The following is a 26,681-nucleotide window of genomic DNA, read 5'->3' on the forward strand; positions in this document are numbered from 1 at the left end:
CCCTGATGGTCCTGTCCACGACCGAGCACACCCGGTGACAGACGATCGAGGACGATGATTATCGCCGCTCACCAGCAGAGATCACGCCAATCCCGACCAGGCCACCCTCATTTACCTGCGAAAACAGGATGGAATCAGCTCAGTGTCCCTGGGTGACCGCGGTTCCCGCCTGTTCTGGCGCGCATCTGGTACGCGATCGCTCGCCTGTGCTTACGTGATCGGTGTGAGTTCTGATTCGGATATGGTCAGGCGTCTCGAACCTGTTGCGGCGAAGACGGAGCCGACGGTCGGGAAGGCGAGGTACATCACGCCGGCCCTTGTCCTGGGCGCGGTCCCCCTTCTGCTCGCCAACTGGTTCATCGCTGCGGCGATCCTGGGGCGCGACTGTGTCGTGTTGTACGGGGGCGGCAACATAACAGAATGCGGCGGCGGGCTTTCGGAGGAAGAGATGTCCGCCGCATCAGGACTGATCGCACTGGTGGTGCTCGTCATCCAGCTAGGGCTGATCTTCCTGGTGAGACGGCACACCCGCTCCGGCCCGCAGTGAGACCGTACGGCCGGCGACGGCGCACGTTGAGGCGGACGCACGACCGGAAACGCCGCTTCCTCCTGCCCGGCTCCACGACCTCCGCCACGTCCACGCCACCACGCTCCTCCTGGCGGGCGTCCCGGTTCACGTCGTCGCGGCTCGCCTCGGCCACGCCGATCCGGCGATCACGCTCCGGGTCTACGCCCACGTGATCCACGAGCAGGCGGCGACGGCCGCCGACGTCTTCGCCGAGAAGCTCGACGAGTGATGGGAGCCAGCCGGGAGCCACCCTGTTAGCAAGGGTGTTAGCAAACCGGCCGGACGATCAAGGAAGCAAGAAGGCCCCTGACGGCATAGCGCCTGTTCAGGGGCCTTTCTCTTTACGAGCCGACGAGGGGAATCGAACCCCTGACCTTCTGTTTACAAGGTCCCCAAACGGCTTCCAGGATCGTTCAGGGCCGTTCGCCGCGCTGCTCGTCGGGACTCCGGTCGTTCAGATCCGTCCGGCTCGGTTCGTGATCGTCCGCTTGGGTGGCTCCCAACGTGGCTCCCGAAATCGGTCGAGCCTGGGAGCTCTCCACTGGCGATCACCATGGAGCCGTTGCGCTCCTGTCGGAGGCGTGAAGGCTGGTGGACGACTACTGGATGGTCAGGCGGTAGCCGTGTTCGGTAGAGCGGGGGCAGAGGAAGATGGTGAGGGCTCCGGATCGTCCGAGAGCGAGCGTGGTGGGTTCGACGGTCTCCTCGCATTCGGGCGTTCCCCATTCGAGGTGGCGTTCTTCCCATGGACGCCATCGTGGCTCACTGCCGCCGTCCCATTCGCTGCTGTCCAGCTTGAGGAGCGGTTCGGTCTCGGTGCCGCAGACGGTGCAGGGCAGCGGGTACATGTCGGTGAGATGCCAGGACTCCCACCCGCCGATCTTACAGCCGGGCGCCATGGACAGCAGGTACTGGTAGCTGCCGTCACCTGCCTGGTCGTCCCACTCGTTGAGGGCTGTCCGGACCTGCTCGGGAAGTTCCTCGTTATCGGGGTACTCGGTGACCCGTTCGGGGTGGAGCACGCAGGGACGCGGCAGGTAGTCCTCCCGGCTGAGGTCTGCCGCCGGGGCTCCGGGGAGGCTGTCGGGTGTGGCGTGGTGGCGCATGGGTGGTTCGGTGAGGACGTCGGTGAGATCTGCGGTGCTGCGCCAGACCAGTAGGGGCGCGGGTCCCCGGATGTCATCCAGCTCGTGTTCGTTGGGGCACCACAGCACCTGAAGAAGGTCGACTCCCTCGGGAAAGGGGATCTCCGGGATGTCGCGTGCATAGAACTGCGCGACGCCGACCATGGGTGTCGAGGTTTCGGGTACGCGATCTCCCCAGTCCGCCCAGCCTGGCTCGCCGAAGGGAGCGGCCGGCATTTGGAGGGTCTGGTCGCATGAGGGCCACGGTTCGGCGACCGGCCAGATCAGCGGCGCCCCGATGTGACTGTCATGCATGGTCGGCTTCCCTGGCCGCGGATGGAGGCGGACCGCCGTTCTGGCGTACGCGCGCAGCTCGGGGAACAGCTGGGTGAGATCGATCGGAGGGTCAGGGGTGGTCAGTGCCATGGCGGGAAGCCTAGGAGGCGGCACCGACACGGAACACCGACAGCTCCCGGCGAACACTCTCACCAGCCCTAGCGGCTTTCAAGAGGGCTGCGCTCCCAAGAGTGACGAGGCCTCCTAGCAGGGCGGAAGGCTCTCCTCTGGCTGCAACGACAGAAGATCATCCCGCATATATCCCGCACTGCAGCCATAAGCCTTGCGAGGACAAACGATCTCTAGAGGGTCTCATCAGCTCGCTATATGCGATTGACGTCTGTCCACTTCATACCCCTATGTCCATTCAGGCCGTCAAGGGCTATAGGAGGGGGAGGCAAGAGGTGTTGGATACCCACCTTCCTTAAGAGGTAACCATCCAACGAAAGAATCGGACATCCATGTCCGCTTTATGGCGAATTTCCGCATAACAAAATGATTGAAGGCGTCAATCAGTGGCCGGCAAGGGGGTGCATAGAGGGTCATGGGACTGTAATGTCTGAAAGCATGACAGGGGAGGAAACGCAGGAGGCTGGCCGCATAGGCGCCCGCCGCGCCAAGAAGTGGCTCGAAGCTACCACTAGAGCCAACGCCCCATGGGTAAACCCAGTTGGGGCAGCCAAGCTGAAGTTTCCCTGGGCAAACGCGAGCACATTTTCTTTTGATCTAGGTGGACTATTCCGCGGCGAAGAACTGGAAGGGCTAGAATTTCTGGCTGAGTCTAAGTACTACCACAGGGCATACGACCAAAATGCTCTATATCGGGAATATCTAGCTAAGTGCTATCGCGCCTTCTCAATTCTTCCTCAACGCTGCGATGTATTCTTATGGATTACCTGGTCCCCGTTCATGGTGACCAGGTGGGATGAAATTCGAACCCCAGAATTTGTGAGAGAATGCGTTCGCACCCATCAGGAAAAAGTCTTCGGTGTCACGACAAGCGATGGCGAACCGGATATTGACGAAGAAACGTGTAAAGAAGTATCGAAAAGAACTTGGCTGGTCTTTCTTTCCACAGAACAGGAGCAGCTCGTACCAACCAAGCCATCCCGTCAGGTAGTGGAAGCTTTTATTGTTGGGAGGGATGACTGATGGCTAGATCTGAGCTAGCCGCGGCCGTCCAAGACGGCCTGGAGGAACGTAATCCAGAGGTTAGCATTAGGAGAGTCAAAGAAGCAGTACGCAAAGGGTTGCTCGCAATCGACAAAACCCCGAAGGTGCATGAAACAGAATATTTCAATCACTCTTATGCACCAGATTTCATTCTGAGCTGGCCTGGAAGTCAGACTTCGAACAGGCCCGTATACTTAAAGTTTGCAGATGATCCAGCATATCTTGCTGAAGAAGTTGAGCTAGTCGCGCAACAGCATCCCATGGTAATAGAATTAGATATTAATGCAAATCAAAAGCAAACAAAAGATCAGGAGTCTATTGATAGACTGCGGGAAGTTGCCAGAGGTAGTGACACTTTAATCACAAATCCTGATGGTCTAACAGAAATTGAAGCGGAGCAGCGGAATCAGCCCATCCTGCGTTTACTCGGTCGGGCGCTACTCCAAGGCGGGAGAGGTGTGATTGATGAGCATCTCGCCTCTCAGACTAGTCAAACCTTAGCAACTGGCGTCGAAGCAGCCCAGTCGTTAGACGCCGAACCGACCCGTCGCGCTGCTGAAGTTCTGGAGGATGTTCTTAGTGGACCATCGCAGAGTCGCATCCAACGGTTCCTTCAAGCACTATGGGTGGGATCAGGAGGAGCCGAGAGCACATTTCCGGGTGAAACAGCTCTTTCAGGCCCTCTCGACGATGACGCGTTAGCATTTCTAATCGAAACGGAAGGTGTAGCGGACTCTGCAGAATTTTGGCGGAGGATCGGTAGCAGACTGACCATCGATCAAATCGGTAGGCTGCCAATACCGCCACGACACTTTCCAAACCTTCAGTATTTAGTTGATGCCAACATCGATAGACTATGGGGACGAGTCGTTAAAGTCTCAAGCCATGGCCTACAAACAACCTTGGATGCCCATGAATATCCAACTCCGTGGTGGGCGGTAAGAAACAGTCTTCTATGCTTAATAGGGGACTCCTATGAGGCATTAATTGGAACACTAAGTGAACAACTAGAACATATTTCGATTAATTCCCAAGAGCCTTCTATCGAGGAATTGATAGAGCGGGCGAAAAGTAATGACATTCGCCTCGGTGAGCTAGTTCTTAAAAATGGAAAAAGATTCATGAGCTACGGATCGGAAGACAACGAAGACGTATCGGGGGATCCAAACCTTCTTAACATATCTACTTCTTTGGGCCCTTCCGCAACCGTAACTAGTGCTGTTGCTTCGCTCTCTAGAGGAAAGCATCTGAAGGTTCACTTTTCGCGAGCACTCGCAACAACAGAGGGGCCTGCTAAAATACCATTAAGGGAACTCGTGTTAACGGCTGTTCCTCTATTGCGTGACTATGTGAGCAGCACAGAATCTAGGCTGATGGACACGCTGGCGGAAGAGCCAGGAGCTCCCACCTTATTCTGATGGATTTGCATACTAGCTTGACCTCTGATCGCCCTGCTCGGTTCAGCATGAACAACAGGCCGTGATGGCATTGGATAGCTACGGGCTGCAATCCAATCTGAACTCGTACTGCCTCATCATCTACACAGCTGCGACAAATCCCGACGCTGATTGTTCAGCTGATGTGAGCAATATCAGGTGATCCGATAAATGGGTCAAAAAACTCCATTCTGCAGGCACTGGCAGAAAACATGTACATGGAGCAGCTCAATCTTGCCGCGTCATTAAGATTCGGGTTGAGAATAGGGCAACCAGGTAAACCTCGGACACTCACCTCTGGTGTTGGCTCTGCTTATTCTCGACGATTGCACAGATGAGAGCTGCGATCAGCATTCCGAGCCCTGCCTTCACTGCGACATCAAGCGTCTCCGAGTCAGCGGAGAATCCGTTACCGAAGATCCGAACTACGCCCACCAGAGATAGAAGAAGCAAAACAACGCCACCGGCGAGAAATCCTCTACGGAAGATTCCAGTCACATCGCGCGGGTTCAGGAATGCGCGATACGCCGCGTGCCCGATAGCTACCAGCGGAAGCAGCACCAAAAGACTGTCAAAGATATCGGTCATAACGGATGATCGTATGGCAGCGCAGCACTTTGAGGAAGCGAGCGTCAGGTACGTGTAGGACCTATACGGCATAGCAGCTCGGCTCCTGGCCGTCCCCCGATTGGTTCCTCACCTGCGCGGACGCGCACACTCCGCCCGCCTGCTCATCCCGTCCGCCGTCGACCCGCCCGCAGGGGAAGCGGGGCAGGGCCAGGCGGTCAAGGTGGAGCGCCCCGCTGGACGAACGACCTTGACCGCCTGGCCCTGCCCCGCTCGGCTTGTCCCGGGTCGATGGCGGACGGGATGAGCAGGCCCCTACCCCAGCCACCGACAGGCCAGCGGTGATGAGCACGCCCGTGGTGGATATCCCGGAGCCGGAGTGCCCCCGCCGGAGGCGATGGACGGTGAGGGGGTGCGTCAGGCAGGCTTGATCGAAATCATGGTCGAGGCACCGACAGCAGAGCTCGGGTGAATGAATTGAGAAACCTGTTTGTATCGCTGGGCGAAGTACTTTCGTGGCTGTTCTCGCTGGCGGTGCTGTTCCTGGTGATCTACGGGGCGATACGGCTGGCGCTCAAGCATGATCGGAGGAGTCAGATTCCACGTCCCCGGGATGTGGCGGATGCGGAGCTGCGGGAGCGGGTAGCGGTGGAGCGGGCGGCTCAGAAGCGCGAAGCGGAAGAGCGGCCGGCTCGCAGGCGTGAGGCAGAAGGGTCCGACGGCATGTAGCGGCGGCGGGCCGGTGGTCGGCGCGTGGGCTGGGTACGGCGGGCGCGCGGTACGGTGGCCGGCCCGAGTGCGGCCCCGGCCGTGACCGGCCCCCAGGCCGCATGCGCGGCCGGGGTCCGCGACGCTGGGCCGGGGTGCGGCGGCGCGGCGCGCCGCCGCCTTGATCCCTACAAGAACAATTCGGCAGTGCTCTGAGTGATGAAGCCACACGTTGACGAGCCCTCGATGCATGAGCTGCGATAACGGCTGTCCCGTAACGTCGATGCTGCCATGTTGCCGTCAAGAAGACTGCACACAAAGATCAGGGTGGACGGTGGCTCAGTATCGGTAGTCGGGCCAGTGCGGGTCCTCCCACCGGGCAGGGCCGGCCAGACCAAGTAGCCGTACTCGGTGGAGCAGTTCTTCGTGGGCGTTCTGGGCGCGAAGCCGGTCAGGGGCGTGGCGGATCAGCCAGGCCGTCAGCTCCGCGCACGTCTCCTCCTCGTTCTCCCAGCTCTCCCAGGGAAGTTGGTCTCCCAGCAGGTCGTACTCCCAGCGCGTTACCGCCTCGATCAGGTGCCGGTCGGCCACGGCGCACCTTTGCGCCTCCCAGGTCTCCAGCCACGGACCAAGTGCGGTGGATGCCTCGGCGCACAGAGCGAGTACCTCGTGCGCGGGCACGGCGGGGTCCGGGTCGGTGAGAGTGTGGCTCCACCAGGCGTTCAGGAATTCCCGCACCGCTGCGGCCTGCATGGAGGGCCATTGCTGCCACTGGCCGCGATCCAGCGAGCGTCCGACTTCTTCCATGCCGGAGAAGGGTTTGACGAGACCGCTGACGAGGGCTGTGGAGAGCTGGGGAAGGATGCGGCGCAGCACAGCCGCGTGGTCGTCCCAGTCGGCGGCCTGCCAGGCGCGATGTAGAAGATCGGGCTCCAACGTCACGTTGGGGACCTTCAACTGTGCGAGCTCTTCCGCGCTGCCCCAGTGGCACTCGCAGTTGCTCTCGTCAGGGTGGGCGGTCATCCCGCGGAAGGTGACGGCCACGCGCTTCAGCGCGGCACGGAGACGGGGCCGCTCAGGACTCTGGCCGGGGGTCATCATGGCATCTGCCCTCAAAGACTCCAGCAGGCTGCGCCAGCCGAAGATTCGTACTTTACCGGGCTTGTGGGCACGCATAGGCGAAGCTCGCTATCCGGCCTCGGATCTTCATGACGAGCGGTGGCTCCCTCCGCGACCCCTCTTTCCGAATCGACGAGCACCCAACAGGCAGGTGCGTGGAACATGCTCCGTGTTCTCGTATGTGCGTGAAATCAGGGTCCGCGCACACGCCGCCCCCAGATGTCCCGGGCCGCAAGAGAGATGTACGCCGACGACCTCGGCCGGTAACTTCACGGTGTGGCTACCAACGAAGAGCAGACGCGCTGGATCGTGCACGGGGAACGCCTGGTCTACGACAACCGGTGGATCCGGTTGGGCCTGGTCGACGTGGAGATCCCCGATGGGGAGCGGTTCGAGCATCACGCGGTGCATCTGGACCGGGCGGCTATCGCGGTGGTGGTCGATGAGCAGGACCGGGTGCTGATGATGTGGCGGCACCGGTTCCTGTTCGACCGGTGGGGCTGGGAGCTGCCCGGCGGCCTGGTCGACGCGGGCGAGGACCCGATGACGACCGCTGTGCGGGAGGTGGAGGAGGAGACCGGGTACCGGCCCAAGGAGACGGAGCACCTGGTCACCTACCAGCCGATGGCCGGCATGGTGGATTCGGAGCACAGCCTGTTCCTCGTCCGCGGTGCTGACCTCGTCGGCAAGCCGACCGGTGAAGAGGTGGAGGCGGACCTCATCGAGTGGATCCCGATGGCGGAGATCCCGGACATGATCGCCCGCGGGGACATCTGGACGTCGGGGACGTTGATCGGGCTGTATGCGGCTCAGGCGCGGCTCAGTTCAGGGCGCGCTTGACCGCTCGGGACAGCTCCTCGATGCGCTTGCGCTGGCGGCGGGAGCCGGTCATGGTCGCCAACTGCTGGGCGCGCTGAATGTGCGGCTGGGCGGCCTCGGGCTCTCCTCCGGCCAGCAGAGCGTGTCCCAGGTCGCAACGGAGTGCGGACTCGGCGCGGTTGTAGGTGCCGTCCATCCCGGCCAGCGCGGAGCGCAGGTCCTCGACGGTGCCGGGGTCGCCGAACCGCACCAGGCAATTGCCGCGCCAGCGGGCCAGGTGATGGCGGTCCAGTGACAGGTACGGCATGTCCTCGTCGGCGGCCCCGTCCGGCAGCAGCGCGGCGGCCTGCTCCAGCGCGGTGCGGCAGGTGGCCTCGTCCCCGAGGATGGCGGCGGCCTCGGCTTCGGCGGCGGCAAGCCAGGTCCGCAGGCGCGGAGGGATGCGGTCGCGGTGGGTGGCGTGCAGGTATTGGAGGAGTTCGGTGGCCTCGGCCGGCCGTCCCAGGTCCATGAGCACATATGCCTGCTCGCCGGAGACGTAGGCCAGGACGGCGGGGTTGTCGGCTTCCCGGGCGGCGGCCTTGGCGCGCTCGTAGTGATCCCACGCGTCGGCCAGGGCGCCGGTGTTGATGGCCTGCCACCCGGCCAGGGACGCGGTTTCGGCAAGGACGTGGGCGAGCTGGGCGCGGATGCCGGGCCGTACGGCGTGGCGGTGGACGTGTTCGATGTGGGCGATCTGAGCGCGCATCTTGTCGGCGATGGCCACCCCGCCGACGCGGCGGTCCATCAGCCGGAGGTTGTTGGTCTCCATCGTCAGAATCATGACCATGACGGGGTCGACGACGGCGGAGGCCTCAAGCCGGGCCGTCAGCTTCTCTATCTGCTCCTGGTGCTCGCCTCCGTGGTCGCCGGTCGGGGAGGCGGTATCGAGCGGGGCCAGGCCGAAGAGCATGCGCGCGTGGTCGGGCAGGCCCAGGCCGGCGGCGATGCGCTCGAACACCTCCAGGTCGGTGACTTGGCGCTGGCGGCGGATGATCTCGCTGATGCGGCCTTGCGGGATGCCGGTGGCGGTGCTGATGCGGACCTGGGTGGCACCGCTGTACTTGACAGCGAGGTTGAACAACCCGGCTACATCCCGGCTTTTAAGGATTTCCCGGCTTTCTTCGCGGTCCCACACCTGAGCGGGGATCTCGATCGGGTCGAACGCGTTCCCGTGCATTCCCGTCCTCCGGTTGCCAGTCCCCGAGGTGGTGCATCGCTACAGGCCGGACTCTATATCTCACCCTGGTATATCCGCGTGGAATAGGCGGAGAAAGTCTGGTTGGACATCCTTTCCGGCATGACAACACCGGTTAAGTGCACCGCGTGTGACGGGCGCGGCTGGAAGATCGTCACTCGTCGGGGATGCGTGGCGGCCATGGGGCTGCACCTGGAGATGTCCGCGCGCGAGGACTGCCTGTACTGCGACAGCGGCGACCCGAGCACGCAGGTCGTGGAGATGTTCGAGTGGGAGGTGTTCTCCACCTCCGCCGGGGTCGACGAGCTGGGACCGTGCGGGACCAACTCCGGGCAGGCCACCGCGATGGACACCCTGCGCACGGCGCTGCGCCGCCTGGCGGCCGAACCTGCGCAGGCCGGCGTGACGGTGTGGGGGCGCGTCGTCCACCGGGTCTACGACTTCGGCACCGTCCCGGACGACTGGTCCCGGCGGATCATCTTCACGGCGACGGTGGACCCGGCTGGGACGGTGCGTTTTGAGCGGGTCACCTCGTGAACGCTCGGGCCCTCGGCTGGGAGTCGCCGTGCCCGTCCCTGCACCTGCCTCCGGTGCGGGATGAGCATCGGGCGTTGACCTGGTACGGCGCGGCGCGGTTCGGTCGGGTGCGGGTGGTGGCCTGGACCTGCCATCAGCATCGGGTGACCTTCTACGAGTTGTGCGAGGCCGGCGGGCTGGCGTTCATCCGCCGCACGATTGACCGGGACGGCGGGCGGGCCGTCTCCTACAGTGAGGCGTGGTCGTGCCGCAGAGCGCGGGAGATGTGGTCGGCGCTGGTGGCGGGCCTGGTCCGCTGACCTCGGCATGCCCGTGGGCGCTGAGGTCCTGACAGGTCTCCACTCCGCCGGTACTGTGCTTATGCAGACAAGTGGAAGAGTGATCGGGCGGTTGAGATGAGCATGGACTTCGCCCCACCGAAGTACGCCCAGGTGATGACGGCGATACAGCAACGCATCACCGAGGGTGAATACGCGCCCGGTGACATGCTGCCGTCCGAGACGCAGCTCGTCCGGGAGTTCGGCGTCGGCCGGACCACCGTGGTGCGGGCGTTGCAGACGCTTGCCATGCAAGGGTGGATCGAGCGTGAGCACGGGCGCGGTTCGTTCGTCAAAGGCCGGCCGGAGACCTCGGCCGACCGGATCCGGCCCGCGCTGGAGACGGCCGAGCACGCCGAGAGCGCCGAGAACATCACCGACGTGCGCCGCGTTCCGGCTCCCCGGCACGTCGCGCGCCTGCTGGGGGTCGACGCCCGGACTCCGGTGATCGAACGCCGGAGGGTGGCCAAGCAGGGCGGTCGGCGCTCGGCGGTGGAGACCTTCTGGTTCCCGCTGGAGGTGGCGCTCGGCACCGATCTGGACAAGGCCGAACCGCTGCGGCACGGGATCCGCCAGCATCTCCAGGCAGTCAAGCACCTGCGCTTCGACCACATCACCGAACGCCTGACCGCGCGCATGTCCACCGAGGAGGAAGCCGAGTTGCTCGGCTCGTCCACGCCCGTGCTCGGGGTGCTGGCCACGGTGCATGACGCCTCGGGAACCGTGCTGCTGGCGATGAGCGTGGCCATGCCGGGGGACCTGCATGAGCTGCTCGACGTCTATCCGGTGACCTGACGGCTCTCCCACTCGATCCGCTTATTCACTTGTGCGGACGAGTGGGATCGCCTATTCTCAACTTGTCCGCACAAGTGGACGTCCGAATGAAGGGCGTTCCCAACGAAAGGAGTGATCATGGCTATTCAGGGACCCATCCCGATCAGCTTCGAGCAGGTCTTCCCGCACGGCTGCTACATCGTCGGCGCGGTCGAGCAGGTCAAGGACTTCGACGCCTCGACCAGCAGCCGGACCGTCTACGCCAAGGACAAGACCACCGGCGAACTGGTCTGGCAGGTCGCGGTGATGGACGCCGACCCGGCGGTGAAGGCCGGCCAGAAGACGGTCTCGGTCAAGATCCTGTCGCCGGTCGAGCCGGTCGTTCCGCCCGCGCTGCCGGGCCTGCCGTTCGTGCCGGTCGAGTTCGACGGCATGACCGTGACCCCGTACGTCGGCCAGAACACCGGCCGCCTGGCCTACTCCATCCGGGCCACGTCCATGCGGGCTCCCCGCGCGGCTGGAGCCCCGGTCAAGCCGACGGCCGGTAAGGAGGTCGCGGCGTGAGCGAGCACAAGCCGTACACCTTCGTCACGACGTCGATCGACGCCGACGGTACCCGGCTCGGCGTCTCCTTCCACACCGGAGACCTGGCGGTCACGGTGCTGGGGACCGAACGGCAGCGGCCGATCCTGACCATCTCCAGCGCTGAGGCGCGGGTGTCACTGTCCACCACGGGCGGCGGACCGGTCACCGACCAGGACGTGACACTCGCCCGCCGGCTCGCCGACGCCGCTGCCCGCTACCTCGCCATGTGCGAGCACCTGCACGCCGAACGCTCCACCTCGGCCGACGCGAACGCGGCCTGACCTGCAAGCGGGGCCGCCAGAAGCGGCAAACTTCCGGCGGCCCCTCGGTTCTCCCCAGATGCGATTCAAGAGAGGACACCAGCCTAATGTTCAAGAAGATGCCCGGTGACGAGGCGCAGCACCTCGTCTCCACCACCCCTGATACCGCCGTGGTCTTCCGCCCGGCCGTGGTCCGTACTCCGGCGTTCGTCACGCTCGTCATCTTCGCTTGGCGGTTGCTCGCCGGTCTGGTGCGGTTGGTCTGGCGGCACCCGGTCGCCTCGGCCGTCGTCGCCGTCCCGTGCGCCGTGGCGTGGTTGTACGGCTGGCGGACGGGCCTGGTCCTGATCGCGGTGGCCGTGACCGTGCTCGCGCTGTGGTGTTCGGTGCACCGGCCCTCGTTCCTGCGGCTGGTCGGCTGGCGGCTGCTGGCCTTCTGGCGCTTCCTGTGGATCTACCGGCGGCACTGGCAGGCCGTGATGGTCGTCTCCGGGCTGGGGCGGCACCTGCGCGGCCGGGACTACCTCCCCCACCTGGTCAAGGTCACCTGTACCTCGTGGGCCGATGTGGTCACCGTGAAGATGCTGCACGGTCAGGCGGTCAAGGACTGGGCCGACCGCATCGACCACCTGGCGCACGGCTTCGGCGTCCGCTCCTGCCGGGTCTCCATCGCGCGGGCGGGCCGCCTGACGCTCGTCTTCCCCCGCCGCGATCCGCTGTCCACGCCGCTCCCGGCGATCCCGATCCCCGAAGCGGCGTCGGTGGGGCCGGTCCTGGTCGGGACCCGTGAGGACGGCTCGTCCTGGTTCCTCAAGGTTCACGGCACTCACGTCCTGGTCGCCGGGGCCACCGGGGCGGGCAAGGGCTCGGTGATCTGGTCGACCATCCGCGGCCTGCTCCCCGCTGTCATGGCGGGCCTGGTGCAGATCTGGGCGCTGGACCCCAAACGCATGGAACTGTCCTTCGGCCGGACCTTGTTCGGGGAGCGGTACGCGGCGACCCCGGAGCAGTGCGCCGATCTCCTGGACGCGGCCGTCGAGGTGATGCAGGAGCGGGCCGACCGGTTCGCCGGCCAGCAGCGCTCTCATACCCCCACCGTCGATGACCCGTTCGTCCTGGTCGTGGTCGATGAGGTGGCGTTCCTGACCGCCTACCAATCGGACCGGGCCTTGAAGCAGCGGATCTCCGCCGCGCTGGCGACGCTCACCACGCAAGGGCGGGCGGTCGGCGTCGGGGTGATGGCGGCGCTCCAGGACCCGCGCAAGGACGTGCTCACCATCCGGAACCTGTTCCCCGACAAGATCGCGCTCCGGTTGGACGAGTCCGAACAGGTGGACATGGTCCTCGGTGACGGCGCCCGCGACCGGGGCGCGCTGGCCGACCACATCTCCCCGATCCCCCAGCAGGGCGCGGGCGTCGGCTACGTCCGCCTGGAAGCCTCACCGGATCCGATCCGGGTGCGCGCGGCCTACGTCTCCGATGCCGACATCCGCGCCATGGCCCAGGCGGTGGCGGCATGAGGGTCTGCTTCTACGGCACCGACGAGGAGATCACCCGCATCTGCGAGCGGCCCGTCCTGGCGCTGCTGGGGCCGCGCCGCACGCAGCGCGTGGTGGCCTTCGAGCTGTCCGACCCCTCCATCAGCACCGACCCGTACGGGGCCGTCTACCGGTTGGCGGCCGACCTGACCGAGATCCACCGCGAGGAGGTGAACGAATGACCACCCCGACGACCGACCGTTCCATCTCCCGGGCGCAGCGGCAGCGGATGCCGGTCGCGCTGGATGTGGCGGTGGAGATCGCCAAGCACAACGGCGTGTGCATCCGCCCGATCGTTCTGCGGCGGCTGGATGTGCGTACCGGCCAGAGTGAGGACGTCAACGTCCCGTGCGGGGCCACCCGGGAGACCGTGTGCCCGCCGTGCGCGAAACGCAACCGCTACCTGCGCATGGCGCAGTGCCGGGAGGGCTGGCACCTCGACCACGAACCGGTGACTACCCCGGATGAGCCGGACGAGCAGCAGCGGTGGCTGATCGAGTTCCGGGCCGATGTCCAGGCCAAGCGAGACGCGGCCGAACGCGACGGTGATGCCGCCGAGATCGCCAGTTGGGACGAGGCGATCCAGGAGATCGACGCTGAGATCCGCGCGGCCGGGATGCGCGGCAGCCTGTCCGGCCGCAACACGGGCAAGCGCTCCCGGTCGACCCGGCGACGGCAGGACGCCCCGGACCTGCCCAAGCGGGCCATGAGCCCCACCACGCTCGGTAGAGCCTTCTCCGGAACCGATGGGAAGGTCTACCGGCCGTCGATGTTCATCACGCTCACCCTGCCGTCCTACGGCCGGATCCGGGCCGGCCAGGGCGTGCCGGTCGACCCGAGCACCTACGACTACCGGCGGGCGGCCCGGGACGCCCTGCACTTCTCCAAGCTGGTCGACCGGTTCGTGCAGAACCTCCGCAGGGTGGCCGGATACGACGTGCAGTACTTCGCGTCCGTGGAGCCTCAGAAGCGGCTCGCTCCGCACCTGCACATGGCGGTGCGCGGCACCCTGCCCCGGGCGGAGATCAAGCAGATCGCCGCCGCGACCTATCACCAGGTGTGGTGGCCGCCCGTCGATGAGGTCCGCTTCGAGGGCGATCACCTGCCGGTGTGGACGCCGCGGGCCGATCTCCCCGATGGAGAGACCTACCCGGACGGCCAAGCCGGCGACTACCTCGACCCTGCCACAGGAGAGCTGCTGCCCACCTGGGGCGAAGCCCTCGACCAGCTCGACCAGGACGAGACGGCCGAACCCCTGCACATACTGCGCTTCGGCGACCAGGTCGACGTTCAAGGCGTCTTGGCCGGCACCCCGGACGCCGACCAGTGCATCCGTTACCTGTCGAAGTACCTGACCAAGTCCCTCGGTGAGAGCCTCGACACCGACGACCTGGCTCGGCGGGATCACGCGGCTCGGCTGGTCGAGGCCCTGCGCTACGAACCGTGCTCGCCGACCTGCCCGAACTGGCTGCGCTACGGCGTCCAGCCCAAGGGCGCCAAAGCCGGGATGGCTCCGGGCCGGTGCCGGGGTAAGGCCCACAAGCCCGAAAATCTCGGCTACGCGGGCCGCCGGGTGCTCGTCTCCCGGAAGTGGTCGAACAAGACCTTGGCCGAGCACAAGCGCGACCGGCGTACCTGGGTCCTGGAAGCTCTCGGCCTGGCCGACGATCCTGCCAAGAGCGACCCGCGCCGCTACCTCTGGAAGCCCGTCCCGGCCGGAGACGGCGGCGTTCCCTCGCTCGCCCTGCGGCTGCTGCGCATGGTCGCCGAACGTCAGCGCTGGCGAGCAACCCTCCTCACCCGGCAAGCAGAAGCCGCCGGTCGCCCCGTCCCCGACCTTTCGGCAATCAGGGAGGCCGCATGATCGATGACGCCGATCCCCTGCTTCTGCGGCCCGAGAAGGCGGCGGAGCTGCTCAGCATCGGCCGGACGAAGGTCTACGCGCTCATGAGATCGGGCGCACTCCGCTCGGTCCGCGTCGGTGGTCTCCGCCGGATCCCCCGGACCGCGCTCATCGAATTCGTCACCCACCTGGAAGAGGAGAATGCGGCATGAGCGGCAAGAAGCGGCGCGGTCAGAACGAGGACTCCATCTACAAGGACGGCGACCGGTGGCGTGGTGCGCTTTCCCTCGGGTACGGCCCGGACGGCAATCGCATCCGCAAGAAGGTCTCGGGCAAGACCCGGGCCGAGGTCGTCGAGAAGATCCGGAAGATCCGCGAGGGCATCACCAAGGGCCTTCCCGTCCCCGACGACAAGATCACCGTAGGCGCGTTCCTCGACCGGTGGCTGTCCATGCTCCCCGGCCACATCGCGGACTCGACCTTGGACGACTACGAGGACACGGTACGGCTCCACCTCAAGCCGGGACTCGGCCGGCACAAGCTCACCGCTCTGACCGTCGCCCACGTCGATGCCCTCTGGCAGGCCAAGCGGGAGAAGTACAAGCCCAACAGCGTGCGGAACATGCGGGCCGTACTGCGCAAGGCACTCGGGCAGGCCGAGCGTGAGGGCTTGGTCGGGCGGAACGTCGCCGCGCTGTCCATGCCGCCCCGAGTCAACAACGACGAGGGCCGGACGCTCACCGTCACCCAGGCGCGCAAGCTCCTCGATCAGGTGAACGGGCATCGGATGGGAACGCTCGTCCTCCTGGCGCTCGTCTTCGGGCTCCGCCGCGGTGAAGCGCTCGGGCTGATGTGGGACGCCTTCGACTCGGACGCCGGAACCCTGCGAGTCACACACGCCGTGAAGCGGCTCAAGAACCGCGCTCCCCGGGCCGAGCGGAGAACCCGGCTCGTTATCTCCGAACTCAAGACCAAGAGGTCACGCCGTACACTCTGCCTGACCCCGGAGCTGGTCGACGTGCTCAAGCGGCACCGGGCCGCGCACAACGCCGAGCGCCTCCAGGCCGGGCAGGAGTGGGCCGAACACGGGCTGATCTTCCCGACCGCTTTCGGTAGCCCCTCGGACCCGGACAACTTCTCGCGTCTGTTCTCCCGGCTGTCGCAGAAGGCCGGCCTCGGGCACTGGCACCCGCACGAGCTGCGGCACTCGGGCGCCTCGCTCATGCTCGCCCAGGGCACTCCCCTGCACGTCGTCTCCGAGATCCTCGGGCACGCGAGCATCGCCATCACGAAGGACGTCTACGGGCACCTGGTGGAGGGCGACAAGCGGGCCGCGACGACGGCGATTTCCGGAGCCCTGCTGGGCGGGCAGACGCCGGTGGCTCCCAGGGTGGCTCCCAGCGACGCCGAGGACACCGGTTGACCACCGGAAGCAGGAAGGCCCCTGACGGCGTAACGCCTGTTCAGGGGCCTTTCTCTTTACGAGCCGACGAGGGGAATCGAACCCCTGACCTTCTGTTTACAAGACAGATGCTCTGCCGATTGAGCTACGTCGGCATGGTCGCCTGACGAGTGTAGTCGGCCTGAGCCCCTGACGTCACTGAGGAACGGGCGCGAACCGCGGGCGGAATCTACCGCTTGCGGTGGCGAGCCACCTCGTACAGGGCGATGCCTGCGGCGACGCCCGCGTTGAGGGACTCCGCCGCGGCGCTCATGGGGATGCGGACGACCAGGTCACAGGCCTCCCGGACCAGGCGGGACAGGCCCTTGCCCTCCGAGCCCACGACCACGACCAGAGGGCCGTCGAGCAGGTTGGCGTCACCGACGTCGACCGTGCCCTCGCCGTCCAGGCCGATCACGAACAATCCCGCCTCGCGGTAGTCCCGCAGGGTCGCGGTGAGGTTGGCGGCACGGGCCACGGTCATGTTGGCCAGCGTGCCCGCCGAGGTCTTCCACGCTCCGGCGGTCACCCCCGCCGAGCGGCGGGAGGGCACGACCAGGCCGTGGGCGCCGAAGGCGGTGGCCGAACGGGCGATGGCGCCGAGGTTGCGCGGGTCGGTGACGCTGTCGAGGGCCACGATCAGCGGCACCTCGGCGGCGTCCTGGGCCGCGTGGACCAGGTCCTCGGGGTGGGCGTACTCGTAGGCGGGGATCTGCAGGGCCACGCCCTGGTGCACGCCGCCCTCGGTCAGCCGGTCCAGCTTCTCCCGGCCGGCCTCCAGCATCGGGATGCCCCGGTCGGCGGCGATGCGCACCGACTCCTTGACCCGGTCGTCGTTGTCGATGCGCTGCGCGATGTAGAGCGCGCTCGCGGGCACTCCCGCCCGGAGCGCCTCCAGGACCGGGTTGCGGCCGCCGATGTACTCCGGCGCGTCCTCGCTGCGCCGGGTGCGGGCCGGGGCGGGACGCTGCGACGAGGACCTGCCGGTCTTCTCCTCGCGCTCCAGCCGCTCCGCGCGCGCCTTGTCCTTGTACCAGTGCCGCATGTGCGCCGGCGGGGTCGCGCCCCTGCCCTCCAGACCACGGCGGACGTTGCCGCCCGTGCCCTTGGTCGGACTCTTCTTCTTCGCGGGTCGCCCGGACCCTCTACCCCCACCAGCCATGGTCCCTAGCGTACGGCCTGCCCCGCCGAGCCCGCGCCGCCCGCGGCCACGGGAGAGCCGCGGACGGCGCGGCGCAGAGGCAGCACAGCGGCGAGCGGCAGCACAGCGGAACACGGGACGACACGGGACGACGCGGGAGCGGAGCGGGCCGGGACCCCGACGCCGGTCCCGCGTCCGCGTCCGGGACCGGCGTCGCAACCGGCCCCGGGGACCTACCGCCCCCGGGGCTACCTCGACAGCTCCCAGCGGGGGCCCTGCGGGGTGTCCTCCACGGCGACGCCCGCCTGGGCGAGCCCGTCGCGGATGGCGTCGGCCGCGGCGAAGTCCTTGCGGGCCCGGGCCGCCTGCCGCTGCTCCAGCGCCACGGCGACCAGGGCGTCCACGGTCGCGCGCAGGCCGGAGTCGCCGCCCGAGGAGCGCCACTGCTCCGAGCGCGGGTCGAGGCCGAGCACGTCGAGCATGTTCTGCGTCTCGGCCAGCAGCCGGGCCACCTGCTCCTTGTTCCCGTGCGCCAGGGCGACGTTGCCCTCGCGGACCACCTCGTGCACCACGGCCAGCGCCTGCGGCGTGCCCAGATCGTCGTCGAGCGCGTCGGTGAACGCCTGGGGCAGCGGGGCGTCGGCGTCCACGTCGTGGATCACCTCGGCCGCCCGGGTGACGAAGCCCTCGATGCGCTGATAGGCCGCGGCGGCCTCCAGCAGCGCCTCCTCGGAGTAGTCGATCGCCGAGCGGTAGTGCGGCGCGGCCAGGTAGTAGCGGAGCTCGACCGGCCGGACCTTCTTGGTGACCTCGGGGATCAGCAGGGAGTTTCCGAGCGACTTGCTCATCTTCTCCGCGCCGATCTTGAGCATGCCGTTGTGCATCCAGTAGCGGGCGAAGCCGTCCCCGGCGGCCTGCGACTGGGTCAGCTCGTTCTCGTGGTGCGGGAAGATCAGGTCGACGCCGCCGCCGTGGATGTCGAAGGTCGCCCCGAGGTACTTCGTGGCCATCGCGGAGCATTCGAGGTGCCAGCCGGGACGGCCCCGGCCCCACGGGGTCGGCCAGGTCGGTTCGCCGGGCTTCTCCCCCTTCCACAGGGCGAAGTCTCGCGGGTCGCGCTTGCAGGAGTCGGTGTCGGTGTCGCCGGCCGCCCGCATGTTCTCCAGCCTCTGGTTGGAGAGCGAGCCGTACCGGTCGGCGTAGGAGACCACGTCGAAGTAGACGTCCCCTTCGGCGGCGTAGGCGTGGCCCGCGGCGATCAGCCGCTCCATGAGCTCGATCATCTCGGGGACGTGGCCGGTGGCGCGCGGCTCGACGGTCGGCGGCAGGCAGCCGAGCACCTGGTAGGCCCAGGTGAAGGCGCGCTGGTTGCGCTCGGCGACCACGAACCAGGGCACGCCCTCCTGGGCGGCGACTCGAATGATCTTGTCGTCGATGTCGGTGACGTTCCGGCAGAAGGTGACGTCGTAACCGGACCGGGTCATCCAGCGGCGGAGCACGTCGAAGTTGACGCCGGACCGGATGTGGCCGATGTGCGGTGGGGCCTGCACGGTGGCGCCACACAGGTAGATCGACGCCCGGCCGGGCTCCACCGGAACGAATTCGCGGACCGTGCGTGTGCTGGTGTCGTAAAGGCGCAGGCTCACGAGAAAAGGCTAACGCCTTCCCCCGCCCGGCAAGCCGGGTTACGCGACGTTGAAATCACGACCGCATCGGTCCTCTCCGCGCCATTCGGGACATCCGGCCTCTGCGGACCAGGAAGAACGCGGTTCGGCCTGTGCCGAAGGCCTGGGGCGCGACGGCATGATCGCGGTAGGGTCGAAGGGCCATGGACGTGAAATCCCCCGCGGCGGCAGGTCCGATCTCCCGCCCGTCCTCTGCCCTGTCCTCCGCTCCGGCCTCCCCCGGCCGGGCCGCCGTAGCCCTGCGCCACGCGGGCGTCGCGCTCGCCGGGATCGGCGTCGCCGCGCTGACCGGTACGGCGTGCGTGCTGTCCTTCGAGACCCTGCGCGCCCTGGCCGTCACCGGCGGGGCCCGCGCCGACCTGTCCTACCTCTACCCGGCGGGCTTCGACGCGCTCCTGGTCATCACCATGATCGGCGTGCTGCTGCTGCGCGGTGCGCGCTGGCCGATCCGCCTGCAGGCCGGGGCCGTCCTGGTCCTGCTGTTCGCCGCCGTGGTCGCCGCCGAGGTGGTCAGGGCCGCCGGAACGGCGGTGGACGTACGGCGGGCGGCCGTCGTGGTCGCCGTCGCGCCCTGGGCGATGCTGGCCGTGGCCCTGTGGCTCTGGCTCGTGCTGATCAAGCACGCCCACGTACGGCGGGCCGCCCTGGACGCCCACCGGACGGGTCCGGAGCGGGACGGCGACATCGTGCCGTTCCCCGAGGCCGGGCCGGAGGCCGCGGACCGTCCTTCCGCCCGCCCGGTCCCGCATCCGGCGGTGGAGACCCCGCTCGACCCGCAGGCCGCCCCGCCCCTGGAGTCCGCGCCGCTGGACCCGGTTCCGCTCCACGACCTGTCCACCGAGCCCGTGGTCGGGCCCACGCCCGCCCCGGAGACGCCGGAGGTGGACGAACTGCCCGGACCGGGCCCCGCGGAGGACCGGCCCGCCGGAGAGCGCGGCGGCGAAGGAGAGCCGGACCATATGAGAGACCTGGCCGGTGCGGGAGAGCCGGCCCGTGCGGGGGACCCGGAGCACGTGGAAGACGTGAAGCGCGTGGAGGACCCGGAGCGCGTGGAGGAGGAGTCCGCGGACCGGCCCGCCGGCCCTTCCGCGGCGCCCCGGTCGGAAACGGCCGCTCCCGGGGCTCCGGAGCCGGCCCCCGTCCCCCGGGACAAGCCGGTGCGCTGGGGTGACCTGGTCCGCCCGCACCCGGGTGACCTGCTCGTGCACCCTCCCCGCAGCGCCGTACGCGATCCGGAACGCGATGCCGTACAGGATCCGGAACACGGCACCGTGCGCGATCCGGAAGGCGGTGCCGTACAGGACCGGAGGCCCGGGGGCGGCCGGACCGGAGAGCGCGTGGAGACCTGGACCGCCGCGCCGCACGAGGAGGCGGAGGGCTCCGGGACGGGTCTCCGGCCGGAGGCGCCCCCCTCGGTTCCCGGCGGCCCCGCCGGCCGTGACGCCGACACCCAGCCGATGCGCGTGATGGACGACGGCTCACCCGCCCCCGGTCCCGCCCCCGACTCCGACCCCGATCTCGGCCCCGATCCGGCGCACGGCGCCGAGGCCGCCGATCCTCAGGAGGACGAGGTCACGGCACCGCCCTCGGGCCGCATGCGCAGCACCCCCGTCCCCCCGGAGGGGTGAACCACCCCGATCGGCCGTGTGCGGGGCCGGCTCCGGGGCCCGTGAAGGGAGCCGGCCCCGCATACGGCCGCGACCCGCCCGGCGCGCCGTGTGGGCGCCGGGCGGGTCTCTGCGCGGAAGCCAGGACATCGAGCCTGATGCCGCGGGCGTCTCCGGGGCGGACGGTGCCCGTCCGGACCGCGGCCGGTCACCGGGAAGGTGCGCTCGGCTGTCAGACCCTGGAGCGGCGGAGCCCCGCGACCAGGCCGACACCGACGACGGCCAGGACGACCTGCATGACGAGCTCGATCCAGTCGATGCCGTCGGTGGTGGCGACGCCCAGCGACTGGGCGATCGCGGTACCGATCAGTGCGGCGACGATACCGACGACAATGGTCAGGACCCATCCGATCGCCTGTCGGCCAGGAAGCAGGAGACGACCGATTGCGCCGATGACGGCGCCGATGACGATGGCCCCGAGAATGGATGCGATAGTCATATCAACCTCCCCGTGAGGGTGAGACCTTCACTCTCACGGAAAGAGGGCTACCCCGTACTCCAGGATTACTCCTGGAAATATAAAATTCCTGCCGGATCAGGTCCGGGTGGTTCCTCCCGGATGGGTCTTGCCGGGACGCATCTGCGTGACGAGCAGCACCCCCACCACCGCCAGAGCGAGCTGGAGGATGTGCTCCCACCAGTCGATCCCCCCGGTGTTCGCGATGCCCAGCGCGCCTGCGATGAGCGTTCCGATGAGCGCGGCGGCGATTCCCACGATGAGCGTCAGCGCCATGCTGATGCCCTGCCTGCCCGGAATGATGAGACGCGCGAGCGCGCCCACAATGGCTCCGATCACGATCGCGCTGATGATCGACCAAAGCATGTCCAGCTCCCCCCTGTGACGGGACACGGTCATTGGAGGCCTACCCAGGACATACGGGATTATCCGAAGAAAAAGAGGCGACCCGTACCGCGCCAGGAAACGGGCCGCCCCGCAGGGGTTCCGGAGGGTTTTCCGCGCCACCCGCCGGAACGCGACGAACGCTCACGCGCTCCGCATTACAGGACGCGCGGCCCGCCGTTCAGGTTCACCACGATCGCGGTGGCGATCGCCGCCACTCCCTCTCCGCGGCCCGTGAGCCCCAGCCCGTCGGTCGTGGTGGCGCTGACGCTCACCGGCGCGCCCACGGCCGCGCTGAGGGCCTTCTCGGCCTCGGTACGGCGCGGCGCCAGCTTGGGGCGGTTTCCGACCACCTGGACGGCCACGTTGCCGATCTCGAACCCGGCGGCCCGGACCTGCCTGGCGGTCTCCTCCAGCAGGGAGGCCCCGGAGGCACCGGCCCACCGGGGATCGGACGTGCCGAAGAGACCGCCGAGATCACCGAGACCGGCCGCGGACAGCAGCGCGTCGCAGGCGGCGTGGGCCGCGGCGTCACCGTCGGAGTGCCCGGCCAGGCCCGTCTCGCCCGGCCAGTGCAGACCCGCGAGGTGCAACTCGCGCCCGGATGCGAACGGGTGGACGTCGACCCCGACGCCCACCCGTGGAAATGTCGTGTTCAGGAGTTGAGAACCTCGTCGAGCAGGGCCTCGGCCTTGTCCTCGTTGGTCTTCTCCGCGAGAGCCAGCTCGCTGACCAGGATCTGCCGCGCCTTGGCGAGCATGCGCTTCTCTCCTGCGGAGAGTCCGCGCTCCTTGTCTCGACGCCACAGGTCGCGGACGACCTCGGCCACCTTGTTGACGTCACCGGACGCCAGCTTCTCGAGGTTGGCCTTGTAGCGGCGGGACCAGTTGGTGGGCTCCTCGGTGTGAGGCATGCGGAGCACGTCGAAGACGCGCTCAAGGCCCTCCTGGCCGACGACGTCGCGAACTCCGACGAGCTCGGCGTTGTCGGCTGGAACCTGGACGGTGAGGTCGCCCTTGTCGACCTTCAGAACCAGGTAGGTCCTTTCTTCGCCCTTGATGGTCCGAGTCGTGATCGCCTCGATCCGAGCAGCCCCGTGGTGGGGGTAGACGACAGTGTCGCCGACCTGGAAAGTCATGTGACAAGTACCCCTTCCGCTGTACTCCAGAGTACCACGTATCCACAGGCTCCCGGAACAGTGAAATCACCATAACTGCAGGTCAAAGCCGCGTTTTAAGCCTTGACAAGCGTCCGACTGTGTGAATCAAGGGTTGGAAAAGCACTCATGACCTGCACGCCCCCGATGCCCGCGATCCACCAGGCCGCCGGAAAACCCGGGAAAGCGGACGGATAAGGTTGGCGCTGCCCTATCTCTAGTGTGACAAGGAGAACCCGCACCGTGACCCGCAACAGCCGTCACCGGGCGATCGCCGCCGCCGCGTTCCTCGCAGCCGCTCCGGCGCTGGCCGGCTGCGGCGCCGGATTCGACGCGATCACCAGCCAGCCCTACGCGCCGACCGAGGCCACGAGTGTCAAGGTCAAGGGGCTGGACATCACCCAGGCCTTCCTCCTCGGCCCGGACTCCGGCGGGACCCTGCCCGCCGGCGCCAGCACCCCGCTCTACCTGTACATGGTCAACACCACCGGTCAGCCGGACCAGCTCGTCGGCGTGGGCGTGGACCCCGCGCTCGGCACCGCCAAGGTCCCCGCGCCCGTTCCGCTCCCGGCCGGAGGCAAGCAGGCCGCCGTCGTCGGCAGGCCCGCGCCCTCGATCGTCATCGAGCAGCTGAAGAAGCCGCTCAGGGGCGGCGAGGAGATCCAGGTGCAGCTGCAGTTCGAGAAGGCCGGCATCGTCCCGCTGCGGATCCCGGTGGTCACCCGGAGCCGCGAGTTCGCGACCCTGCCCCCCGCGCAGGGCGCCTCCGCCGCCCCCACGCCGACCCCGACGCCGTCCGCCACCGCGGAGCACGGCGAGGGCGACCACTGAGCCACCGGGCCTCTGGGCCACGGGGCCGCTGAGCGCGGTCGGAGCCCGCACGGGCTCATGCCACCGGCTCACCGGATCCGCCCCGGGTCGCGTCACCCGCCCATCGGACCCGCACGGCCTCACCGCGCCGGCGTGGCGGACGCGGTCACCGGCACCGCGCGTCGAGGGGGTACGGCTCCGCGAGCCGTACCCCCCTCGACGTCGCACGCGGGCGCGAAGCCCCGCGGGTCACTCCTCCACGGGGTCGAACTTGTAGCCCAGACCGCGCACGGTGAGGATGCAGCGCGGGCTGGAGGGGTCGGCCTCCACCTTGGCCCGCAGGCGCTTGACGTGGACGTCCAGGGTCTTGGTGTCGCCCACGTAGTCGGTGCCCCAGACGCGGTCGATGAGCTGGCCCCTGGTGAGCACCAGGCCGGCGTTGCGCAGCAGCACCTCCAGCAGCTCGAACTCCTTCAGCGGGAGCTGGACCGCCTCGCCCCGGACGGCGACGACGTGCCGGTCCACGTCCATCCGCACCGGCCCGACGGTGAGCACCGACGACTCCGGCTCGTCCACGTCGCCCTGGCGGCGCAGCACCGCGCGGATGCGGGCCACCAGCTCGCGGGAGGAGAAGGGCTTGGTCACGTAGTCGTCGGCGCCCAGCTCCAGCCCGACGACCTTGTCGATCTCGCTGTCCTTGGCGGTCAGCATGATCACCGGCACGTTGGAGCGCTGCCGCAGGGACCGGCAGACCTCGGTGCCGGGCAGGCCGGGGAGCATCAGGTCGAGCAGGACCAGGTCGGCGCCGCCCCGGTCGAAGGTCTCCAGCGCCTCGGGGCCGGTGGCCGCCACGGCGACCTCGAACCCCTCCTTGCGCAGCATGTAGGACAGGGCGTCGGAGAACGACTCCTCGTCCTCGACGATGAGCACGCGGGTCACTTCGAGGCCTCCAGGGGGATGGTGCCGATGTCGGGTGTTGCGGGGACCGCCACGCCGCCGAGGGCGGGCAGGCGGAGGGTGAACGTGGAGCCGGAGCCTTCCTTGCTCCACACCGTGATCGCGCCGTTGTGGGCGGCGGCGACGTGCTTGACGATGGCGAGCCCGAGCCCGGTGCCGCCGGTGGCGCGCGAGCGGGCGGTGTCGACCCGGAAGAACCGCTCGAAGATCCGCTCCTGGGCGCTCTCCGGGATGCCGATGCCCTGGTCGCTCACGCTGATCTCGACCGAGTCGCCCGCCGGCCGGGCGCTGATCACGACCCGGGTGTGCTCGGGGCTGTAGGCCACCGCGTTGTCGATGAGGTTGCGCAGCGCGGTGACGAGGAGTTCCTCGTCCCCCCAGATCTGCAGGCCCTCGACTCCGCCGGCCACCAGGGTGATGTCCTTGGCCGCCGCCGTGGTGTTGCAGCGGTCGACGGCGTCGTGCACGGCCTCGTCGACCGGGACCGGGCAGGGGGTCGGGACGGGCTCGGCGCCCTGGATCCGGGAGAGCGTGATGAGGTCCTGGACGAGATAGGTGAGCCGCGCGGCCTCGTGCTGCATGCGCCCGGCGAAGCGGGTGACCGCCTCGGGGTCGTCGGCGGCGTCCTGGATGGTCTCGGCCAGCAGGCTCAGCGCGCCGACCGGCGTCTTCAGCTCGTGGCTGACGTTGGCCACGAAGTCGCGGCGCACCGCCTCGACGCGGTGGTGCTCGGTCTGGTCCTCGGCGAGCACCAGGACCTGGCCGTACGGCCCGAGCGGGGCGACGCGGACCGCGAAGTTGGTCGCCTCCTGGCCGAACTTGTGCCCCGCCACCTCGATCTCGCTCTCGCGGATCTCGCCGTCCCTGCGCACCTGCCTGGCCAGCGCGAGCAGCTCGGCCGCCATCAGGCGGTCCCCCTTGACCAGGCCGAAGGCCCGGGCGGCGGAGCTGGCCCGCAGCACCCGGTCCTCCCGGTCGAGCACGACCGCCGAGGACGGCAGGACCGCCAGCACGGAGGCGACGCCCTGGGGCAGCCCGCCGGGCTGGAGGTCGTCGATCGGCGCCACCGCCCGCTGCCGCCCCGTGACCGGGCGGACGGCCATCACGGCCAGCGCTCCCACGACGAACCCGGCCAGTACGGCCAGGCTCGCCATCAGCTCACTCACGTGGTCCTCCTGTCGGCTTCACGTCCTCGATGGTAGGCGCGCCACTCCCCCCTCAGGACGGCCCGGGAGGGCGGTGCCGCCCTCCTTCCCGCAAAGTTCACCCGCCGGTCGGGGTTCGTTCACGGACGCGCCCGTACGGTGAGGCCATGCGCGACGCCTACCACGAAGAACTCGACTCCCTCACCGGCAAACTGGTCGAGATGACCCGGCTGGTGAGGTCGGCGATCTCCCGGGCCACCACCGCCCTGCTCGACTCCGACCTCCAGCTCGCCGAGACCGTCATCTCCCAGGACACGGAGGTCGACCGGCTCTTCGCGGAGATCGAAGCGACGATCTTCGATCTGATGGCCCGGCAGCAGCCGGTGGCCGTGGACCTGCGGATGGTCATCACGGCCCTGCGCATGGGCACCGACCTGGAGCGGATGGGCGACCTGGCCCAGCACGTGGCCAAGGTCGCACGGCTGCGCCACCCGGACTCGGCGATCCCGCCGGAGCTGCGCGCGACCATCCTGGAGATGGGCCAGATCGCCGAGCGCCTGGTCACCAAGACCGGCGGCTGCATCGCCTCACGCGACGTGGAGTCGGCGCTGGAGCTGGAGCACGACGACGACGCCATGGACAGGCTGCACCGCAAGCTGTTCAAGACCCTCATGAAGCCCACCTGGCAGCACGGGGTCGAGCCGGCGATCGACGTGACGCTGATCGGCCGCTACTACGAGCGCTACGCCGACCACGCGGTCCGCGTCGCCCGAGACGTCGTCTACCTGGTCACCGGCTCCCGTCCCCACGAGATCAGCGTCACCGACTGACCCGGGACCGCGTCCGCCCGGTCCCGGGAAGGCCGGAGGGCCGGAGCGGAACGGGATCGCGAAAGGG

30 protein-coding genes, 1 tRNA gene and 1 pseudogene are annotated in these 26,681 nt (G+C 67.8%); 19 read left to right on the forward strand and 13 right to left on the reverse strand.

Annotated elements, in window-relative coordinates; genetic code table 11:
• Positions 1 to 142: 142 nt before the first annotated feature.
• Complete coding sequence (locus IEZ06_RS12705) at positions 143 to 547, forward strand: hypothetical protein (RefSeq protein ID WP_189236900.1); 405 nt, start codon at positions 143 to 145, stop codon at positions 545 to 547.
• A gap of 52 nt (positions 548 to 599) precedes the next feature.
• A pseudogene (locus tag IEZ06_RS12710) lies at positions 600 to 797 on the forward strand (tyrosine-type recombinase/integrase); the annotation flags it as partial.
• Between the two features lie 370 nt (positions 798 to 1,167).
• On the opposite strand, the gene IEZ06_RS12715 reads toward IEZ06_RS12710, so the two are convergent.
• Positions 1,168 to 2,118 carry a hypothetical protein gene (locus IEZ06_RS12715; RefSeq protein WP_189236901.1) on the reverse strand — a complete coding sequence of 317 codons (951 nt, stop codon included), beginning with the start codon at positions 2,116 to 2,118 and terminating at the stop codon, positions 1,168 to 1,170.
• A gap of 477 nt (positions 2,119 to 2,595) precedes the next feature.
• On the opposite strand from IEZ06_RS12715, the gene IEZ06_RS12720 reads away from it, so the two are divergent.
• Both IEZ06_RS12720 and IEZ06_RS12725 read left to right on the forward strand, forming a co-directional pair.
• Positions 2,596 to 3,180, forward strand: a complete 585-nt coding sequence (locus IEZ06_RS12720; protein WP_189236902.1) for a hypothetical protein — start codon at positions 2,596 to 2,598, stop codon at positions 3,178 to 3,180.
• The gene (locus IEZ06_RS12725; protein WP_189236903.1) at positions 3,180 to 4,619 is read left to right on the forward strand and encodes a hypothetical protein; all 1,440 of its coding nucleotides are present in this window, start codon (positions 3,180 to 3,182) and stop codon (positions 4,617 to 4,619) included. The genes IEZ06_RS12720 and IEZ06_RS12725 overlap by 1 nt, the downstream gene beginning before the upstream one ends.
• A gap of 309 nt (positions 4,620 to 4,928) precedes the next feature.
• Here the strand turns inward: IEZ06_RS12725 and IEZ06_RS12730 are convergent, their stop codons facing one another.
• Positions 4,929 to 5,225 (reverse strand): hypothetical protein, encoded by a 297-nt coding sequence (locus IEZ06_RS12730; protein WP_189236904.1) that lies wholly within the window; start codon positions 5,223 to 5,225, stop codon positions 4,929 to 4,931.
• 447 nt (positions 5,226 to 5,672) lie between these two features.
• Here IEZ06_RS12730 and IEZ06_RS12735 point away from each other — a divergent pair, with 447 nt between their 5' ends.
• Positions 5,673 to 5,933, forward strand: a complete 261-nt coding sequence (locus tag IEZ06_RS12735) for a hypothetical protein (RefSeq protein ID WP_189236905.1) — start codon at positions 5,673 to 5,675, stop codon at positions 5,931 to 5,933.
• 318 nt (positions 5,934 to 6,251) lie between these two features.
• On the opposite strand, the gene IEZ06_RS12740 is transcribed toward IEZ06_RS12735, so the two are convergent.
• Positions 6,252 to 7,028 carry a hypothetical protein gene (locus tag IEZ06_RS12740; protein WP_229798051.1) on the reverse strand — a complete coding sequence of 259 codons (777 nt, stop codon included), beginning with the start codon at positions 7,026 to 7,028 and terminating at the stop codon, positions 6,252 to 6,254.
• 279 nt (positions 7,029 to 7,307) lie between these two features.
• Here IEZ06_RS12740 and IEZ06_RS12745 point away from each other — a divergent pair, with 279 nt between their 5' ends.
• Positions 7,308 to 7,871, forward strand: a complete 564-nt coding sequence (locus tag IEZ06_RS12745; protein WP_189236906.1) for an NUDIX hydrolase — start codon at positions 7,308 to 7,310, stop codon at positions 7,869 to 7,871.
• On the opposite strand, the gene IEZ06_RS12750 is transcribed toward IEZ06_RS12745, so the two are convergent.
• Entirely contained in the window at positions 7,852 to 8,973 is a 1,122-nt protein-coding gene (locus tag IEZ06_RS12750) for an NsdA family TPR-like regulatory protein (protein WP_229798053.1), read from the reverse strand. The genes IEZ06_RS12745 and IEZ06_RS12750 overlap by 20 nt on opposite strands.
• Positions 8,974 to 9,189: 216 nt before the next feature.
• Here IEZ06_RS12750 and IEZ06_RS12755 point away from each other — a divergent pair, with 216 nt between their 5' ends.
• The 10 genes from IEZ06_RS12755 to IEZ06_RS12800 all read left to right on the forward strand — a co-directional run bounded on the left by IEZ06_RS12755 (position 9,190) and on the right by IEZ06_RS12800 (position 16,364).
• Positions 9,190 to 9,624, forward strand: coding sequence for a hypothetical protein (locus IEZ06_RS12755; protein WP_229798055.1), 435 nt, complete (start codon positions 9,190 to 9,192; stop codon positions 9,622 to 9,624).
• Positions 9,621 to 9,923: a hypothetical protein gene (locus tag IEZ06_RS12760; protein WP_189236908.1), complete on the forward strand. Its 303-nt coding sequence runs from the start codon at positions 9,621 to 9,623 to the stop codon at positions 9,921 to 9,923. The genes IEZ06_RS12755 and IEZ06_RS12760 overlap by 4 nt, the downstream gene beginning before the upstream one ends.
• A gap of 96 nt (positions 9,924 to 10,019) precedes the next feature.
• The gene (locus IEZ06_RS12765; protein ID WP_189236909.1) at positions 10,020 to 10,736 is read left to right on the forward strand and encodes a GntR family transcriptional regulator; all 717 of its coding nucleotides are present in this window, start codon (positions 10,020 to 10,022) and stop codon (positions 10,734 to 10,736) included.
• 117 nt (positions 10,737 to 10,853) lie between these two features.
• Positions 10,854 to 11,279, forward strand: a complete 426-nt coding sequence (locus IEZ06_RS12770; RefSeq protein WP_189236910.1) for a plasmid replication, integration and excision activator — start codon at positions 10,854 to 10,856, stop codon at positions 11,277 to 11,279.
• A complete protein-coding gene (locus tag IEZ06_RS12775; RefSeq protein ID WP_189236911.1) occupies positions 11,276 to 11,581 on the forward strand; it encodes a hypothetical protein in 306 nt (101 codons plus the stop codon). The genes IEZ06_RS12770 and IEZ06_RS12775 overlap by 4 nt, the downstream gene beginning before the upstream one ends.
• A gap of 86 nt (positions 11,582 to 11,667) precedes the next feature.
• On the forward strand, positions 11,668 to 13,080 hold the full coding sequence (locus IEZ06_RS12780; RefSeq protein WP_189236912.1) for an FtsK/SpoIIIE domain-containing protein: 1,413 nt from the start codon (positions 11,668 to 11,670) through the stop codon (positions 13,078 to 13,080).
• Positions 13,077 to 13,280: a hypothetical protein gene (locus IEZ06_RS12785; protein WP_189236913.1), complete on the forward strand. Its 204-nt coding sequence runs from the start codon at positions 13,077 to 13,079 to the stop codon at positions 13,278 to 13,280. Before IEZ06_RS12780 ends, IEZ06_RS12785 begins: the two co-directional genes overlap by 4 nt.
• Positions 13,277 to 14,962: a replication initiator gene (locus IEZ06_RS12790; protein ID WP_189236914.1), complete on the forward strand. Its 1,686-nt coding sequence runs from the start codon at positions 13,277 to 13,279 to the stop codon at positions 14,960 to 14,962. The genes IEZ06_RS12785 and IEZ06_RS12790 overlap by 4 nt, the downstream gene beginning before the upstream one ends.
• Entirely contained in the window at positions 14,959 to 15,153 is a 195-nt protein-coding gene (locus tag IEZ06_RS12795) for a helix-turn-helix domain-containing protein (protein ID WP_189236915.1), read from the forward strand. Before IEZ06_RS12790 ends, IEZ06_RS12795 begins: the two co-directional genes overlap by 4 nt.
• Positions 15,150 to 16,364 carry a tyrosine-type recombinase/integrase gene (locus IEZ06_RS12800; protein ID WP_189236916.1) on the forward strand — a complete coding sequence of 405 codons (1,215 nt, stop codon included), beginning with the start codon at positions 15,150 to 15,152 and terminating at the stop codon, positions 16,362 to 16,364. Before IEZ06_RS12795 ends, IEZ06_RS12800 begins: the two co-directional genes overlap by 4 nt.
• Positions 16,365 to 16,425: 61 nt before the next feature.
• Here IEZ06_RS12800 and IEZ06_RS12805 read toward each other — a convergent pair.
• The 3 genes from IEZ06_RS12805 to cysS all read right to left on the reverse strand — a co-directional run bounded on the left by IEZ06_RS12805 (position 16,426) and on the right by cysS (position 19,169).
• A tRNA-Thr gene (locus tag IEZ06_RS12805) sits at positions 16,426 to 16,498 on the reverse strand.
• A 74-nt stretch (positions 16,499 to 16,572) separates the two neighbouring features.
• Entirely contained in the window at positions 16,573 to 17,544 is a 972-nt protein-coding gene (gene rlmB, locus IEZ06_RS12810) for a 23S rRNA (guanosine(2251)-2'-O)-methyltransferase RlmB (protein ID WP_189236917.1), read from the reverse strand.
• Between the two features lie 227 nt (positions 17,545 to 17,771).
• Positions 17,772 to 19,169, reverse strand: coding sequence for a cysteine--tRNA ligase (cysS, locus tag IEZ06_RS12815; RefSeq protein ID WP_189236918.1), 1,398 nt, complete (start codon positions 19,167 to 19,169; stop codon positions 17,772 to 17,774).
• A 182-nt stretch (positions 19,170 to 19,351) separates the two neighbouring features.
• Here cysS and IEZ06_RS12820 point away from each other — a divergent pair, with 182 nt between their 5' ends.
• Positions 19,352 to 20,836, forward strand: coding sequence for a DUF2637 domain-containing protein (locus IEZ06_RS12820; RefSeq protein ID WP_189236919.1), 1,485 nt, complete (start codon positions 19,352 to 19,354; stop codon positions 20,834 to 20,836).
• A 211-nt stretch (positions 20,837 to 21,047) separates the two neighbouring features.
• Here the strand turns inward: IEZ06_RS12820 and IEZ06_RS12825 are convergent, their stop codons facing one another.
• The 4 genes from IEZ06_RS12825 to IEZ06_RS12840 form a co-directional block, all read right to left on the reverse strand.
• A complete protein-coding gene (locus IEZ06_RS12825; protein WP_068896465.1) occupies positions 21,048 to 21,314 on the reverse strand; it encodes a GlsB/YeaQ/YmgE family stress response membrane protein in 267 nt (88 codons plus the stop codon).
• Between the two features lie 96 nt (positions 21,315 to 21,410).
• Positions 21,411 to 21,698, reverse strand: coding sequence for a GlsB/YeaQ/YmgE family stress response membrane protein (locus IEZ06_RS12830; RefSeq protein WP_189236920.1), 288 nt, complete (start codon positions 21,696 to 21,698; stop codon positions 21,411 to 21,413).
• 176 nt (positions 21,699 to 21,874) lie between these two features.
• Positions 21,875 to 22,354 (reverse strand): 2-C-methyl-D-erythritol 2,4-cyclodiphosphate synthase, encoded by a 480-nt coding sequence (gene ispF, locus IEZ06_RS12835; RefSeq protein WP_068896464.1) that lies wholly within the window; start codon positions 22,352 to 22,354, stop codon positions 21,875 to 21,877.
• A gap of 17 nt (positions 22,355 to 22,371) precedes the next feature.
• Positions 22,372 to 22,854 (reverse strand): CarD family transcriptional regulator, encoded by a 483-nt coding sequence (locus tag IEZ06_RS12840; protein WP_012887713.1) that lies wholly within the window; start codon positions 22,852 to 22,854, stop codon positions 22,372 to 22,374.
• A gap of 261 nt (positions 22,855 to 23,115) precedes the next feature.
• On the opposite strand from IEZ06_RS12840, the gene IEZ06_RS12845 reads away from it, so the two are divergent.
• Complete coding sequence (locus IEZ06_RS12845) at positions 23,116 to 23,703, forward strand: copper chaperone PCu(A)C domain-containing protein (protein WP_189236921.1); 588 nt, start codon at positions 23,116 to 23,118, stop codon at positions 23,701 to 23,703.
• A gap of 228 nt (positions 23,704 to 23,931) precedes the next feature.
• Here the strand turns inward: IEZ06_RS12845 and IEZ06_RS12850 are convergent, their stop codons facing one another.
• Together IEZ06_RS12850 and IEZ06_RS12855 are read right to left on the reverse strand one after the other, a co-directional pair.
• Positions 23,932 to 24,621 (reverse strand): response regulator, encoded by a 690-nt coding sequence (locus IEZ06_RS12850; RefSeq protein WP_068896462.1) that lies wholly within the window; start codon positions 24,619 to 24,621, stop codon positions 23,932 to 23,934.
• Positions 24,618 to 25,793 carry a sensor histidine kinase gene (locus IEZ06_RS12855; protein WP_189237062.1) on the reverse strand — a complete coding sequence of 392 codons (1,176 nt, stop codon included), beginning with the start codon at positions 25,791 to 25,793 and terminating at the stop codon, positions 24,618 to 24,620. Before IEZ06_RS12855 ends, IEZ06_RS12850 begins: the two co-directional genes overlap by 4 nt.
• Before the next feature lie 158 nt (positions 25,794 to 25,951).
• On the opposite strand from IEZ06_RS12855, the gene phoU reads away from it, so the two are divergent.
• Complete coding sequence (gene phoU, locus IEZ06_RS12860; protein WP_189236922.1) at positions 25,952 to 26,614, forward strand: phosphate signaling complex protein PhoU; 663 nt, start codon at positions 25,952 to 25,954, stop codon at positions 26,612 to 26,614.
• Positions 26,615 to 26,681: the final 67 nt, after the last annotated feature.

It is taken from the genome of Planomonospora antibiotica, assembly GCF_014647955.1.
Lineage (GTDB): Bacteria > Actinomycetota > Actinomycetes > Streptosporangiales > Streptosporangiaceae > Planomonospora > Planomonospora parontospora.

Bases quoted from the DNA above. Each gene is read 5' to 3' on its own strand.
- IEZ06_RS12715 (WP_189236901.1), bottom strand. From the start codon at position 2,118: ATGGCACTGACCACCCCTGACCCTCCGATCGATCTCACCCAGCTGTTC.
- IEZ06_RS12720 (WP_189236902.1), top strand. From the start codon at position 2,596: ATGACAGGGGAGGAAACGCAGGAGGCTGGCCGCATAGGCGCCCGCCGC.
- IEZ06_RS12725 (WP_189236903.1), top strand. From the start codon at position 3,180: ATGGCTAGATCTGAGCTAGCCGCGGCCGTCCAAGACGGCCTGGAGGAA.
- IEZ06_RS12730 (WP_189236904.1), bottom strand. From the start codon at position 5,225: ATGACCGATATCTTTGACAGTCTTTTGGTGCTGCTTCCGCTGGTAGCT.
- IEZ06_RS12755 (WP_229798055.1), top strand. From the start codon at position 9,190: ATGACAACACCGGTTAAGTGCACCGCGTGTGACGGGCGCGGCTGGAAG.
- IEZ06_RS12765 (WP_189236909.1), top strand. From the start codon at position 10,020: ATGAGCATGGACTTCGCCCCACCGAAGTACGCCCAGGTGATGACGGCG.
- IEZ06_RS12770 (WP_189236910.1), top strand. From the start codon at position 10,854: ATGGCTATTCAGGGACCCATCCCGATCAGCTTCGAGCAGGTCTTCCCG.
- IEZ06_RS12780 (WP_189236912.1), top strand. From the start codon at position 11,668: ATGTTCAAGAAGATGCCCGGTGACGAGGCGCAGCACCTCGTCTCCACC.
- IEZ06_RS12785 (WP_189236913.1), top strand. From the start codon at position 13,077: ATGAGGGTCTGCTTCTACGGCACCGACGAGGAGATCACCCGCATCTGC.
- IEZ06_RS12790 (WP_189236914.1), top strand. From the start codon at position 13,277: ATGACCACCCCGACGACCGACCGTTCCATCTCCCGGGCGCAGCGGCAG.
- IEZ06_RS12795 (WP_189236915.1), top strand. From the start codon at position 14,959: ATGATCGATGACGCCGATCCCCTGCTTCTGCGGCCCGAGAAGGCGGCG.
- IEZ06_RS12800 (WP_189236916.1), top strand. From the start codon at position 15,150: ATGAGCGGCAAGAAGCGGCGCGGTCAGAACGAGGACTCCATCTACAAG.
- rlmB (WP_189236917.1), bottom strand. From the start codon at position 17,544: ATGGCTGGTGGGGGTAGAGGGTCCGGGCGACCCGCGAAGAAGAAGAGT.
- IEZ06_RS12820 (WP_189236919.1), top strand. From the start codon at position 19,352: ATGGACGTGAAATCCCCCGCGGCGGCAGGTCCGATCTCCCGCCCGTCC.
- IEZ06_RS12825 (WP_068896465.1), bottom strand. From the start codon at position 21,314: ATGACTATCGCATCCATTCTCGGGGCCATCGTCATCGGCGCCGTCATC.
- IEZ06_RS12830 (WP_189236920.1), bottom strand. From the start codon at position 21,698: ATGCTTTGGTCGATCATCAGCGCGATCGTGATCGGAGCCATTGTGGGC.
- IEZ06_RS12840 (WP_012887713.1), bottom strand. From the start codon at position 22,854: ATGACTTTCCAGGTCGGCGACACTGTCGTCTACCCCCACCACGGGGCT.
- IEZ06_RS12855 (WP_189237062.1), bottom strand. From the start codon at position 25,793: ATGGCGAGCCTGGCCGTACTGGCCGGGTTCGTCGTGGGAGCGCTGGCC.
- phoU (WP_189236922.1), top strand. From the start codon at position 25,952: ATGCGCGACGCCTACCACGAAGAACTCGACTCCCTCACCGGCAAACTG.